Annotated in this window: 13 protein-coding genes; 2 read left to right on the top strand and 11 right to left on the bottom strand. The window is 71.7% G+C overall.

Annotated features, from left to right (window positions below):
• The 6 genes from AUC47_RS00065 to AUC47_RS00040 form a co-directional block, all read right to left on the bottom strand.
• On the bottom strand, positions 1-333 hold the full coding sequence (locus AUC47_RS00065; RefSeq protein ID WP_096713205.1) for a hypothetical protein: 333 nt from the start codon (positions 331-333) through the stop codon (positions 1-3).
• Positions 330-770, bottom strand: a complete 441-nt coding sequence (locus AUC47_RS00060; protein WP_143740670.1) for a WXG100 family type VII secretion target — start codon at positions 768-770, stop codon at positions 330-332. The genes AUC47_RS00065 and AUC47_RS00060 overlap by 4 nt, the downstream gene beginning before the upstream one ends.
• 53 nt (positions 771-823) lie before the next feature.
• Positions 824-1117, bottom strand: a complete 294-nt coding sequence (locus AUC47_RS00055; RefSeq protein WP_060928559.1) for a WXG100 family type VII secretion target — start codon at positions 1115-1117, stop codon at positions 824-826.
• A gap of 108 nt (positions 1118-1225) precedes the next feature.
• Complete coding sequence (locus AUC47_RS16960; RefSeq protein ID WP_096713203.1) at positions 1226-1888, bottom strand: FHA domain-containing protein; 663 nt, start codon at positions 1886-1888, stop codon at positions 1226-1228.
• A 167-nt stretch (positions 1889-2055) separates the two neighbouring features.
• Positions 2056-6393 carry an FtsK/SpoIIIE domain-containing protein gene (locus tag AUC47_RS00045; protein ID WP_096713202.1) on the bottom strand — a complete coding sequence of 1446 codons (4338 nt, stop codon included), beginning with the start codon at positions 6391-6393 and terminating at the stop codon, positions 2056-2058.
• Positions 6390-7418, bottom strand: a complete 1029-nt coding sequence (locus AUC47_RS00040; protein ID WP_096713201.1) for a hypothetical protein — start codon at positions 7416-7418, stop codon at positions 6390-6392. Before AUC47_RS00040 ends, AUC47_RS00045 begins: the two co-directional genes overlap by 4 nt.
• Positions 7419-7492: 74 nt before the next feature.
• Here AUC47_RS00040 and AUC47_RS00035 point away from each other — a divergent pair, with 74 nt between their 5' ends.
• Both AUC47_RS00035 and AUC47_RS00030 read left to right on the top strand, forming a co-directional pair.
• On the top strand, positions 7493-8152 hold the full coding sequence (locus AUC47_RS00035; protein ID WP_096713200.1) for a hypothetical protein: 660 nt from the start codon (positions 7493-7495) through the stop codon (positions 8150-8152).
• A complete protein-coding gene (locus tag AUC47_RS00030; protein WP_096713199.1) occupies positions 8136-8846 on the top strand; it encodes a hypothetical protein in 711 nt (236 codons plus the stop codon). Before AUC47_RS00035 ends, AUC47_RS00030 begins: the two co-directional genes overlap by 17 nt.
• Before the next feature lie 20 nt (positions 8847-8866).
• Here AUC47_RS00030 and AUC47_RS00025 read toward each other — a convergent pair whose 3' ends face one another.
• From AUC47_RS00025 to AUC47_RS16490, 5 genes are all read right to left on the bottom strand, one after another.
• Positions 8867-9226: a hypothetical protein gene (locus tag AUC47_RS00025; protein WP_096713198.1), complete on the bottom strand. Its 360-nt coding sequence runs from the start codon at positions 9224-9226 to the stop codon at positions 8867-8869.
• A 10-nt stretch (positions 9227-9236) separates the two neighbouring features.
• The gene (locus tag AUC47_RS00020) at positions 9237-10007 is read right to left on the bottom strand and encodes a hypothetical protein (RefSeq protein WP_096713197.1); all 771 of its coding nucleotides are present in this window, start codon (positions 10005-10007) and stop codon (positions 9237-9239) included.
• A 27-nt stretch (positions 10008-10034) separates the two neighbouring features.
• Positions 10035-10754, bottom strand: coding sequence for a hypothetical protein (locus AUC47_RS00015; protein WP_256999372.1), 720 nt, complete (start codon positions 10752-10754; stop codon positions 10035-10037).
• A 5-nt stretch (positions 10755-10759) separates the two neighbouring features.
• A complete protein-coding gene (locus tag AUC47_RS00010) occupies positions 10760-12427 on the bottom strand; it encodes a serine/threonine-protein kinase (protein WP_096713195.1) in 1668 nt (555 codons plus the stop codon).
• On the bottom strand, positions 12424-13085 hold a 662-nt coding region (locus AUC47_RS16490), incomplete at its 5' end, for an FHA domain-containing protein (protein WP_143740669.1). The genes AUC47_RS00010 and AUC47_RS16490, both read right to left, overlap by 4 nt.

Below are 13085 nucleotides of genomic sequence, written 5' to 3'. Positions count from 1 at the left end.
TCACACCGCCGTGGATCCGCCGCCGCCACCGGCGCCACCGCCGCCGCCCCACATACTGCCGGTGGAGGACTGCGCGGTCTCGTACTGGGTCGCAGCGTCGCCGGCCCACGTGGCGAGGTACTCGGCGAAGGACGTGAGGATCGTGGCACCGACCTGCCAGGTCTGCACGGTGTTGACGAATTCGTTGTTCGCGATGCCGCTCCACTGCGCGCTCACGGCGCCGGTCGCCCCGGACGCGTGGGCCTGCAGCTCGCCGCAGTAGCCGTGCAGCTGCTTGAGCGCGGACTCGAGTCCGCGGATGTCAGCCGTCTCGTAGGTGTGCAGCCCGCTCATGCGGAATCCCCCTTGGTGACCCGTGCGTCGATGGTGACATCGGCGGGCATGGCCCGCACCTCGGCCGCCTCGAAGGCCGCCGGCTCGGCGGACGCCTGCGCGCCGCCGTTGCCCCCGCCGACGCCGGGAACGCGGATGTTGACGTTCGAGGAGCGCGAGGCCACGGTGAGCTGGGCCTCGTTGCCCTCGTAGGTGCTCTGCCCGCTCTGCAGTCGGGCGGCGATGCTCATGAGTGCCTCGCGCGTGACGCCCGCGCTGGTGAGGAAGGACGTCCATTCCTCGAGGAACGCGTCGGCAGCGCTCCCCGTCCAGGTCGAGCCGACGACCGCGTTCACGGCGGCCGTGACCTGCGCGAGCTGCGCATCGAACTGCGCGACCGCACCGGTCATCGACGCCGCGGAGAACCCCAGCGCCGGCGTGGATACGTGGAACTGCACCACGAGGCATCCCCCCTCACATCAGCGGACCCGGTGTGCCGGGCCGAACGGACTTACGAACGGAAGCTGTTGCCGATGTTGTTCTCGGACTCCTCGTAGGCCAGCGCAGCCTTCGAGAGCTGGTCGCTGATGCCGTTGAGGGACTCCTTGAGCTGGATGCCGGCGGCGTCCCACTGCTCGTAGAGCTCGTTGAAGGTCTGCGAGGCGGAGCCGCCCCAGTCGCCGGCGATGAGGCCCTGAACGAGCGACTTCAGGTTGCCGAGCTGCGACTCGATCGACGTCGCGCCCGATGCGAGCTGGTTGGCGACGCCTGCGAGCGACTCCGAAGTTACCTTGATCTCAGCCATGTCATACCCCCTGTTTGTGCGGCGACGCCGCGGAATAGGTCCGGGTACTTTCTAACACGCACGAGGGCGCCGAGCCGATGGGGAGAACTCCCCATGCCGTACGGATCGTCAGGTGATGTGCAGCACGGCGTCGCCGAGCAGCAGTCGGTCGCCGGGAGTCAGAGCCGTCGGGGTGCCCGCGACGAGCGCGTACTGCACGCCGTCGCGGTCGAGCAGGGTGCCGTTCGCCGACCCGGGATCGGTGGCGATCACGGCGCCCGCGGTCGGGCCGAGCACGAGGTGGACCCGCGACATCGCCCGTGCAGGATCGTCGAGGCGAACGGGGTCGCCCTGATAGGCGCCTGCTCCGCGTTCGGGAGAGCGGCCGAAGACGAGCACCCGGTCGAGACCGAGGCGCTTCCCGTCGGGGAGCGTGACGGTCGTCGGCAGTGCCGGAGCCGGCGCGGATGCAGGTGGCTGCTCGGCGGCGGGCTGCGGCTCGGGGTCCCTGGGATCGGGGGATGCCGGCTGGGCAGCGGCCTGCGTCGGCTGCGGGGCGGGGGCGGATGCCGAGGGCCGTGGCTGCTCGGCGGCCAGCGGAGCCGGCAGCGGCACCGGGGGCAGCGGCTCGGTCGGGCGCTGCTCGGCGGGCGAGCCGGATGTGGTCGGGGTGGCGCCTCCCGGGAAGGGCGGCACGGCGTTCCCCGGCATGCCGATGAGCTGCCCGCACGACGGACAGAACATGCTGTCCGGGCGCACGGCCTCGCCGCAGAAGCGGCACTGAGTGCTCATCCGACTGATCCCCCGTCTTGGTGCTCCCGTGCCGCGATCGCGGTCGCGGCACCCGCGTCAGTCTATCTCCCCGAGTGGACGTGGGATCGTGTCGCAGACGAGCGTCGGTGTCGCAGAGTCGCGCGGGATCTCTGCGACCCCGGCGCGAATCCGCGACGCGAGCGTCGTCAGGCGGTGAGGTCGGGCACCTGCACCGGCATGTACGACCCGTCGCTGAAGAACACGCCGTTGCCGGGCGCCGCCCGACCGATATGGGTGCGAGCGAGCTGCACGCCGAACACCTGGGTGCCGACGATGGTCGAGGGCGGCGACAGCAGGATGCCGGTGCGTCCCTTCTTCGCCTCGGTGAGCGCCACGGTCAGCGACGAGCCGGCCGACTCCGCCCCCACGCCGACGATGAAGCGGGCGTGGCCGCGAGCGCCGCCCAGGGCCCGGTCGAGTGCCGTGTCCCTGATCGACTCGCTGTCGTCGACGACGACCGTGAGCGGCTGGTCAGTCGGGGCGAGCGCCGCCGCGATCTCCTCCTCCGGCGTCCGCGGCGAGAGCACCGTCACGCCGTGACTCTTCGCGACCTCGGCGAGGATCGAGCCCTCGCGGGCCACGATGACCATGGGCGTCTTGTGCCAGCCGAGCTGGTGGGCGAGTGCCGCGAGCGTGTGCGTCTTGCCGCTGCGGCGATCTCCGGCCACGACGAACCCGCCGATCGACGGCCAGTCGATCGTGATGCGCGACAGCTGGTCGCCGCCGACCGCGACGACGGGCGTCTCCGCCGTCGACCCCGACAGCAGGGGCAGCGAGGGCACGACGCTGAGGCCGATGCGTGAGGGCAGCGGGTCGACGCGCATCGGCTGCGGGAGCTCCGCCAACTGCGGGAACTGGCCGAAGTGTCCGCGCACGTACTCGACGATGCCGCGTGCGGCGGCTGTCTGCGCCTCGCCTCCGGCATCCGCCGACAGCACCGCGATCTGCGCCTCGGTGCCCTCCGAGCCGAAGAGCGCACGGCCCGGTGGCATGTTCGGCGCGAGGTCGCGGATCATGATGCCCGCACCCCGGTAGTCGTTGATGTCGCGCATCCGCAGCGCGTACTGCGTGTCGATGAACGTCGAGACCTTGTCGGACGAGATCGACCGGTCAGCCGTGAGGATGAGCCGCAGACCGACGGCCGGGCCCTCCCGCAGCAGACGCATGACCTGATCGCGCACGAGCACCATGTCGTCGGCGCTCATCGAGGCGCCGAGGCGCTCCCATCCGTCGATCACGACGATGTTGTACGGCAGGGCGTCGCGGGCGTCGACCTGCCGCCGCTGCTCGGCGATGCTGCCGACTCCGGCGCGCGCGAGGGTCGCCTGGCGTCGAGACAGATCCATGCCGAGCCGGTCGAGCAGGCGAGGCAGTCGAGCGGCGTCCTGCGGCGTGACGACGGCGCCGGTGTGCGGCGCATCGGCGAAGGGCAGCAGCGCCCCGGTGCCGTAGTCGACCGCGTAGATGTGCAGATCGGCCGGGGTGAAGCGCTGCACGGCCTGCGCGAGCAGGGTGCGCACGGCGGTCGTCCGACCCGATCGGCTGCCGCCGAAGAAGAGCAGGTGCGATCCGGTCAGCACGTTCCAGACGAGCGGGCGCTGGTTCTGCTTCGACGGCACGTCGACGAGGCCGAGCACGAGCCCGCCCTCGGGAGCCGACGACTCGTCGAAGCGGTCGAGGGGCAGCAGGTCGGGCAGCGGCAGCAGCCAGGGCGACGGGCTGCGCTCGATGCCGAGAGCGGTCGCTGCCTGATTGGCGAGCTGCACGAGACCGCGCAGGTCGGTGTCGTCCTGGTCGGGACGGTGCGCGGCGGTCTCGACCGCGGGGAACCGCGGCGGCAGGCCCACCGTCTGCCAGTCGTACCGCGCGGCGGGCGGCAGCACCCGGGTGGTGCGCTGGTGGCCGATGCGCAGCCCGGCGACGCGCGCCGTCTGGAACGGTGCGGGCGCGGCATCCAGTCCCGCTCGCACATAGCCGCGACCGGGGGTGGACGCCGAGATGAGCGCGGCATCCGGCACGCCGATGATGTCGGTGGAGTCGGCGCGGTCGGTCACGCGCAGGGCGATGCGCAGGTTGATGTTCGACTGCATCTCCGGCGTGATGACACCCGAGGGTCGCTGCGTCGCGAGAACCAGGTTGACGCCCAGCGACCGGCCGACGCGGGCTATGCGCACGAGGCCGTTGATGAAGTCCGGCAGCTCGGTCTTCAGCTCGGCGAACTCGTCGACGACGATCATGAGGCGGGCGAGGCCCAGCCTCGCGGCGGCCTCGGCATCCTTCTCCCACGCCGCGTCCACGTCCTTCGCGCCGATGTCGTCGCGGAGCACGCGCTCGCGGCGCTTGAGCTCGGCGTCGAGCGAGGCGAGAGCGCGTTCGGTCTCGCGGGCATCGAGGTTCGTCACCATGCCGACCGTGTGCGGCAGGCGTGCGCAGTCGGCGAACGCCGAGCCGCCCTTGTAGTCGATGAGCACGAAGTTCAGGGCGTCTGGTCGGTTCGCGAGCGCGAGCGAGATCACGAGCGCCTGCAGGAACTCGGACTTTCCGGAACCGGTCGTCCCCGCGACGAGCGCGTGCGGGCCGTCGGTCGCGATGTCGATCGCGTACTCGCCCTCGGCGCCCGCCCCGATCACCACGTACGACTGCCGCGGCACGACCTGCCACTGGTCGATGATCGGCTGCGGGTCGGCGAGGTCGATGCCGAGCAGCTCGGTGTAGCGCACGCTGTTCGGCACGGTCGCGTCGTCGCCCACGCCGCGCACATGCTCGATCGAGCACAGCGCCCGCGAGATCTCCTCGGCGTACGCGACGCTCACCTGGTCGAACAGCACCGGCGAGTGATACGCCTCGCCCGACTCGACGCGGCCGAGCAGCGGGTCGCCCGGGTCGGCGACGACGACCGTGGTCGCCTCCTCGGGAAGGCGCGAGCGGTCGGAGTCGATCGCGATCACGTGGATGCCGTACGCCGCGCCCTGCTCGAGGATCGTCACCATGCCGGGGAGCATGCGGTAGCGGCGCGCGCCGTCGACCACGAGGACGATCTGCGACTCCGTGTCCAGCCGGCGGTCGCGGCCGATCCGCATGCGGATGTCGAGCAATGTGCCGATCTCGCGAATGCGCTCACGGCGCGTGAGGTCGGTGTTGCCGATGAGCGCGACCGGTCCGACGCCCGGCTGCGCGTGCGGCAGCCACTGCACCCACGACCAGGCGTGCTCCTGGTCGCGGTCGCACAGCACGACCACCTGCAGGTCGCGCGGCGAGCGCAGAGCGACGAGACCGGTGAGCATCGCGCGGGCCACGCCGCCGGTGACATCGGCGGGCCCGGCCACTCCGACCGGGCCGGAGGCGAGATCCACCGCGACCGGCGACGGCGACACGCCCACTCGCCGATCGCTGCGGCGCTCCTTCTGCGGGCCTCCCTCGAACCGCACGTCGAGCGGCACGTCGGCGACGCCCACCCTGGCGCGCAGCGCGTCCTCCTCGCTGCGCCGCCGCTCCCACAGCCGCGAGAGCGGGCGGGTCACGACGTCGCGGATGTACACGGGGTCGAGGTGGTGGTACCAGCTGGTGAGCCGCTGCTGACGCACGTGCACGGCGATGCGCTTGCGCGCGTCGTCGATCTCCTCGATCCAGTCGGCCTCGCTGCGCTCGCCCTTGCGGCGGGCGAGCTTCTTGTTCGCGAAGAAAGAACCGATCACCATGACCGGCGAGGCCGCTGCCATGAGGAGCATGATCGGGCGCTGGAACACGAACGCCAGCGTGATGCCGAGCACGACGGGCACGATGGCCGACAGCCACGGCAGGGGCGAGGCGTCCTGCTCCTCCGGCTTGTCGCCGGGCAGCGGGATCACGGGCGGCACCTGCGAGGGGCGGATGCGCGACGGCCTGTTGAACGCGCGGGCGCCGACCTCGTCGATCGTGATGTCGGCGTCGGATGCCGGGGCCGCGCCGATGCGGATGACGCTGCTGCCCAGCTGCACGAGGTCGGCGGGCACGATGTCGGCGGAGCGCTCTCCGCTCGATCCGTTCACGACCAGATCGGCGTCGGAGGTGAGGAGCTCGATGCGCGCGGTCACGGGGAGGAGCGAGCCGTCTTCGGCCAGACCGCCCGAGACGGTGATCGACGCGTGCTCCTCGCCGAGATGCGGGTCGGCGACGCGGACGGCCGCGGTCGAGCCGCGTCCGATCGTCGTCGCGACGCCCGGCGACATCGGTACGGACTCGCCGGCGAAGGGACCGGCGACGAACTCCAGTCGCAGGGTGCCCGGGTCGAGCATCACCTGACGCCGGGAGGGCACCACCACACCGCTGCGGATGCCGGTGGCCGTGAACGCCGAGGCGGGGTCGGTGCCGGGTGCGAGCTCGTCGACGGGTACGTCGAGCGACTCGCCGATCTCCGAGATCGTGGTCGCCTCGTCGATCTTCACGATCCACGACTCGGGCTGCGGTGCCCCTGGGCGGTCGGCGACGGTCAGCCGAAGGCTCATGATGCGGGTATCCCTTCCAGAAGCTGCGCCAGACCGGCGAGCGGCACGACGTCGTCGGCCTGCTGCTCGTCGACGGGGGCCGACACGAGCGACAGCGGCGCTTCACTCTCCCACGAGGGGGCGGCGAGCGCGATGTCATCCGCGTCCGGGTCGTCGGTGATGCTGCCCCAGGTGAAACGGCCGTCGTCGGCGACCACGCGGAACAGCAGCTGCGAAGGTCCGGTGCCGGTGCGCTCGACGCCGCCGTCGGGGGTGCAGCGGAGACCGATCGACTGAGGTGCGCTGCAGACGATCGCGGCGTCGCCGCCCCAGATCTGATCGACGACAGGGATCGCCGTCGCGTCGCCGACGACGTGCAGGCCGCCGATCGTCGGATCCGGCGCAGCGATGACCGAGACGGTGAGCTCGATCGACACCGCCTGCCCCGCGTCGTCGGTGACGGTGATCGGCACGACGGCGTCGCCGGGCGTCGTCGTGCGGAGCGCCAGGTGCGTGCTGCTGACACCGGCCGAGAGGCCGGCGGGCGGATCGTCGACCCGTATGGTCGCACCGCCGTCGTCGGTGCACACCGCGCACGTGATGGCGAGGGCAGACAGGGGAATGAGCGCCTGCTCTCCTACGGCGATCGGCAGGTCGAGACGGTCGACGCCCACCTCGGGGGCGGGCGGCGGTTCCAGCCGCACGCGGTAGTCGACGGAGAGACGGGTGGCGCCGAAGACCTGCGGCACCGTGAGCGTCTGAGTGCCCAGGTCGGTGTCGAAACCCGCGGAGACGAGCTCGACCCTGTCCTCCGCGCACGTCACGGTGATGCCTTCGAGAGCGCCGACGCCGGAGCAGTCGATGAGCCACCCCTCGCCAGGGCGGATCTCACTCGCGTCCGAATAAGACACCTCGACCGCCCCTCCCGACTCCGGTGCGGACGCAGCGAGGGCGCTGGGGGCGACCAGAGGCGACCCGAGCAGCAGGGCACCGGCGAGGGCGGCGAGAGCGAGAGCTCCGCGCCGGCGTCGGTGCGTCGAGGTCATGGGACTCCAGGGTCGGCGACAGGCCATGACTAGGATAGACGCGCCCGACCACGACGGAGAACCTCGGTATATCCATGAGCGACATCCCGCGCACCCGCCGCCAGCAGAACGCTGCTCCGGGCGCCGAGCGCCCCGCGAACGCCATGATCACCGAGGCCCCCGTGCCCTGGACGCAGACGCGCACCGCGGCTCCGGCCGCGCTCGACGGCCAACTCGGCTGGGACACGCCCCGCCCGAGCATGCAGATGGCCCCCGGTGCGATCCGCACCCTCGAGACCTCGGGCGACGTTCTCCCCGAGCTCGAGGAGGCGCCCGAGAGGCAGCGGCCGCTGTGGCGGCATCCCGCGTTCCTCATCTCGGTCGGGACGACCTTGCTCGCCCTCATCGCGTTCGTCGTGTTCGTCATCCTCGGCGGCCTCTCGAGCGGATCAGCGGCGACGGACCTGAAGCTCGAGGTGACCGACAACGTCGTCCGCGCCGACTGGTCGGGCCCGGACGTGCCGTATCAGGTGATCGTCGTCGACGGCCCGTCCGGCCCCACGCTCGACGTGTCTCAGCTCGTGACCGGCACCGAGGCCTGGCTGCCGCGCGCGGCGGCCATCGTCGACGACGGGTCCTGCATCGTGGTGCGCCCGGCCTCCGGCAACGAGACCGCCGAGGTCAAGCTCGACAGAGAGACGCTCGACGCGCAGGGCGCGGTCTCGGGATGCGTCGCCGATGTCCCGGCCGAGTGACCGGCGGCTGATCGCCGTCCTGCTCGGAACGGCACTGCTGCTGACGGGGTGCTCCGGACCGACGACGCCCGCCGACCCCGTGCCGTCGCCCACTCACATCGACCTCGACGCGTGGGACCAGGAGACCTCGGGGAACGGACTCGTGCTGCTGGATGCCGACGCGGCGCGCGCCACGGTCCTCTCCGCCGTGCGGGAAGCGGGGACGGCGACGATGACCGGCACCTACACGAACGGCGCCGGGCGCGTCCTCGCGGTCGAGGTGCACGGGTCGAGCGAGCAGACGGTCGCCGCGTTCACGGTGGACGGCGCGACGACGACCGTCGTCGTCGCCGACGGCCAGGCGTACGTGAACCCCTCGGCGACGACAGCCGTCGACGACATCCGAGCCGGCGTCTTCACGTGCGTCGCGACCGACGACACCGCACTCACGCGCTGGGGTGCGCTGCTGCATCCGCTCCAGACGATCGCGGAGTACAGCGCCGACGCATCGAAACTCGCGGCCCCGTCGGGCGACGCGGTCGACCTCGTGCTCGGGGTCGACGGCACCCTGGGAGCGCTCCGCGTCAGCACCGAGGGGGCGGCCCTGCCGTCGACTCTCACGCGCGCCGATGCGGCCGGCGCGCTGCAGCTCGAGTTCTCCGGGTGGGGCGAAGACGTCGAGCTGCCCGATCTCGGCGCGCCCGTCGGCTGCTGACCCGCGCTCGAACGGCTCGGTCAGGCGAACTCGGACCCCTCCGGCACGGCCCAGCCCGGCAGCCCAGCGCACGCCGTAGCCAGCCGGTGCAGGCCGAACTGCGGGTGCGAGAAGGCCTCCCAGATGCCCGCCGTGCTCTTGGCCTGCGCGGCCTCGATCATCGCCGTGAGAGTCGCGGGCGCACCTGCTGCCCAGGCCACGTAATCGTTGTCCCCCACGCCGGCGGAGCCGAGCTCGGCGATGTCCCGCACATCCTCCGCCGCCGTGATGACGTCGGTGAACGTGTGCGGGAGACGCTCGTTGCACCCGACGACCGCAATCGTGAGCGCCGTCACGGGTGCGGTGAGCTGCTCGCAGCGGCTGGCTCGCAGGTCGGCCATGATGTTCCCCTCATCCCTGCCCTGCGGCCGTCGGAGACGTCGTCTCCGGGCCGAGCAGGGCGACTGTTCTCGTGTAGATCCTGGAGCGGTCGGCCGTGACCTCGACCTCGACGCCCGCGCGGCGCCCGGCGATGCAGATAGCCGCGAGCGAGGCGAGTACGTTCTCGGGGGCGACCATGGTGTCGAGCGGCAGGCGGATGCCGCCGTGGTGCTCGATCACCTCGAAGAGAGCGCGGAGGTCGTGCGGAGCTCCGTCGCGCAGTGCCCGCACGCCGCGCACACCGAACACGAACTCGGACTGCACACGGCCCCCTGATCGTTCGATCGCGGCGGCGGGGCCGCGCAGCAGCGGCACCGCGGTGCCCCGGTCGTCGAAGCCGACTCCGCCGATGACAGCGCTCCACGGCAGATCGACGTGTCCGGCGAGCCGCAGGCCCTCGGCACTGACCACGAGGTAGTCCTCGCCGGCGCCACGGCCGATCCGCAGACGTCGGCGCAGCAGCGCGAAGCGCAGCACCAGCATCGCGGCGGCCAGCATCAGGAGGGCCAGCAGCAGCACGGTCACGGGTCCGCCGAGATGCAGCAGGAGCACCGCGACGAAGGTCACGACCGCTGCGATCAGCACGACGACGGCCACCGCGATCACGGCGGCGTTCGCGCGCCGACGTGCACGCACTCGACGGCGGTCGAGCGGTACGGCGAACACCCGTCCGCTCGCGAAGAAGTCGCGCCACTCGTCCTCATGCCGCGGCGAGAGCCCGAGGGCGCTCAGCTCGTTCACCGGCTGTCCTCCTCCGGGCGGCGGCTCTCAGGCATCCTCGTCCTCGCCCGAGGCGTGCGGGCGGTCCAGCTCCACGAGGTCCTCCTTGGTCACGAGGCGCGTGGCGATCGTGTACTCCACCAGCCGCGCCCGTCGGTTCGTCGCGAACGAGCGCTGGCCGCCGCGCATACCGGGCACGCCGATGCGGTCGAGCTTGTCGCACACGTTGTCGAGCTTGCGATTGAAGCGCGTCACGGTCCATCCGAGCCGCGCCGCGGCCCTCGCCGACGTGGGGATCTCGCTCATCCCCGTTCCGTCACGGAGCAGCTGCGGTTCGGCGAGCGCGAGGATGAGCAGTCGCTGACTCTCGGTGAGCGGCACGTCTCCGATCGTCGAGTCGCCGCTCGTGACCTCGCGCTGCGTCGCGCGGAAGGCCGGCTGAGTGGCGTGCACGACGAGCTCGTAGGTCGTGGGGCCGGCACTGAAGACCACAGTCGTCGCCTCGAACACGAGTGGCAGTCGTGCGCCCGGCGACAGCCACGCCTGCACCCCGCCGGCGCTGTCGGTGACGGATGCCGTGAGGCGGGACCCGATGTTCGACAGCCACCACAGTCCGCCCACCTCGAAGATCTCGAGGAAGTGGCGGTGCAGGAACAGGTTGTCGTCGATCGCCAGGTCGCCCTCCCGGCCGACCGTGAAGCGGCTGCCCGACTCGATCGGGAAGTACTCCCCCGCGAACTCGACGGTGACCACACCGACATCCGTCACGTCCGTCATCCCACGCACCCCCGTACCGGTTCCGACGCCCGACCGTCCTCCCTGCGCAGGGAGACGTCTATGCACACCTGCCCTGCGGCGGCGCCCGTGATCGTCGCCGTCGTCTCGGCCGTGGTCGACGGCGTGCCTGCTCCGCTGAGGTCGACCGGCATCCAGATGAAGCTGTCGCCCTCGAGCGGATCCGTGTTGGTCCACGTGAACGTGACGCTGTCACCCGAGCGCGTGCCGCTGAGGTCGGAGACCTTGGGCACCACGTCGGAGACGATGTCCTGCGGATCGACCTCGTCCTCCGTGGCGACGGGTTCCGGGGCGGGCATGTTCGCCACCAGGACGTTGAGTCCGACGATGGCGCCGGCGACGACCACGACCCCTGCTGCCGCCAAGCCGACCCAGAGACCCCTGCGACTGCGGGTCTGCTGCGGCGACGCGGGCGCGGCATCCGCTCGCTCCGCGTCCGTGGGCGGATCCAGGCGCGGGGGCTGCGCGGACACGGAAGGGGATGCCGTCGGCACGGCGGATCCGCCCGCATGCGGCGACACCACGACGGGCCCGCGAGCGATCGTGCGATCCTCGTCGTCGTCGGCGGTAGGAGTCGGGACGGGCGGACGCAGCTGCGTCGCCTCGTCGACCGGCTCAGGACTGTCGTACCGCGGAACCTCCGGCGGCACGAACGACGGGCCCTTGGGCTGAGTCGCGGCCGACGGCCGGGTGAAGGCTGCGATATCGGGATCGATGCTGACGATCTCGCGGACCCGGGTGAGTCCGTCGTTGTCGTCGTCGAGGTCCTCGGCGGGCGGGTGGTCGTCGACGATGTCGATCGGCGTCACGGAGTGCGACAGCTCGATCTGCACCTTCTGCAGGGCTCGGGCGAACGCCACGGCGCTCGGGAAGCGGTCATCGGGGTTCTTCGCCATCGACCGATCGAGCAGTCGCTGCAGACTCTCCGGTGAATCCGGGCGTCCGAGCGGGGGCAGCGCGGCGCGCTCGATGCGCTCGATGAGGTCGGCGCTGGAGTTGCGCTCCCCCGGCCTCTCGAACGGGGAGCGCCCGGCGAGCAGCGTGTACAGCGTGGCGCCGAGCGCCCAGACGTCGGTGCGGGGCCCGCTCTGCGGCGGATCCGCGAAGGACTCGGGCGGGGACCACGGGATGGACATGCCCGACGCCTCGCCGGTCGCGCCGGTGGTCGACGCGATGCCGAAGTCGGTCAGCGCCGGACGGTTGTACTCGGTGACGAGGATGTTCGCCGGCTTGATGTCGCGGTGCAGCACGCCAGCACGGTGCGCGGTCTCGACGGCACCGGCGACCTGAACACCGACCCGGAGCGCTTCGGCGACCGAGAACGGCTCCTTGCGAGCACGGAGCTGCAGGTTCGGGCGCGGGCAGTACTCCATCACCAGGTACGGCCGACCGTCGCCCGCCACGCCCGCCTGATAGATCGTGACGATCGCGGGATGCGTCGACAGCATGGCCATGACATTGGCCTCGTCGGCGAACTCCTGGGCGGCGCCCGTGGCGAGGCGGTCGGCGAGCAGCACCTTCACGGCGACCCGCCGCCGCGGCATCTGCTGCTCGTAGAGGAACACGTCGGCGAACCCGCCCGTGCCGAGCGGCTCGACGTAGGTGAAGCCCGGGAGCTCGGGCGGCGGCGAGGGGCGACGACTCACGGGAGATCCTCGAAGGCGACTGTCACTCCGTCGCCGAGATCGATCACATCGCCCGAGAGCACGATCGTCTGCTCACCCGGGTGCAGTCGCACCGGGTCGGCGCCCGAGCGGAGCAGTGTCGACCCGTTCGTCGTGTGCAGGTCGATCACCACGACCGTGTCGCCCTCGGGACGCACTTCGAGGTGGCTGCGCGAGATGTCCTGCTGCGGGCTCTCGACCGCGACGAGGTGCGGCAGACTCGCCCCGCTCGCGCGCGTGGAACGCGGACGCCGGCCGATGATGACCGTGCGGTCGAGTGTGACGACCTGTCCGGTCGAGACGCGGATACGGCCGGAGCTGCCGACCACGGGGAGGGCGACGGTGGGCGCCTCCGGCGAGACCGACGCGTCACGGCGCATGGCGCGTGCCTCGGCGGCCGAGATCGTCGCCCCGTCGTGGTCGCCGGTGATGGCGGGGTCGACCGGGTCATCGGCGACGGGCGCAGGGTCGAGAGGTGACGCATCGTCGGCGGCGGGCCGATGGATCGTCTGGCCGAAGAGCAGGTCGAACTCGTCGACCTCCTCGGTGGAGTTCACGTCCTCGGGCAGGAGAGTGTCGGTGAGGTCGGGCTCGGGCTGGCTCTCGGGCTCGGGCTGCTGCTCGGGCTCGGGCTCGGGCT

Origin of the sequence: Microbacterium sp. SZ1, assembly GCF_002362255.1 — a bacterium.
GTDB lineage: Bacteria > Actinomycetota > Actinomycetes > Actinomycetales > Microbacteriaceae > Microbacterium.
This window is presented reverse-complemented; position numbering and strand designations above follow the sequence as displayed.

Excerpts from the sequence above, each read along its gene's own strand:
- AUC47_RS00065 (WP_096713205.1), bottom strand. The coding sequence starts at position 333 with ATGAGCGGGCTGCACACCTACGAGACGGCTGACATCCGCGGACTCGAG.
- AUC47_RS00055 (WP_060928559.1), bottom strand. The coding sequence starts at position 1,117 with ATGGCTGAGATCAAGGTAACTTCGGAGTCGCTCGCAGGCGTCGCCAAC.
- AUC47_RS16960 (WP_096713203.1), bottom strand. The coding sequence starts at position 1,888 with ATGAGCACTCAGTGCCGCTTCTGCGGCGAGGCCGTGCGCCCGGACAGC.
- AUC47_RS00045 (WP_096713202.1), bottom strand. The coding sequence starts at position 6,393 with ATGAGCCTTCGGCTGACCGTCGCCGACCGCCCAGGGGCACCGCAGCCC.
- AUC47_RS00040 (WP_096713201.1), bottom strand. The coding sequence starts at position 7,418 with ATGACCTCGACGCACCGACGCCGGCGCGGAGCTCTCGCTCTCGCCGCC.
- AUC47_RS00035 (WP_096713200.1), top strand. The coding sequence starts at position 7,493 with ATGAGCGACATCCCGCGCACCCGCCGCCAGCAGAACGCTGCTCCGGGC.
- AUC47_RS00030 (WP_096713199.1), top strand. The coding sequence starts at position 8,136 with ATGTCCCGGCCGAGTGACCGGCGGCTGATCGCCGTCCTGCTCGGAACG.
- AUC47_RS00025 (WP_096713198.1), bottom strand. The coding sequence starts at position 9,226 with ATGGCCGACCTGCGAGCCAGCCGCTGCGAGCAGCTCACCGCACCCGTG.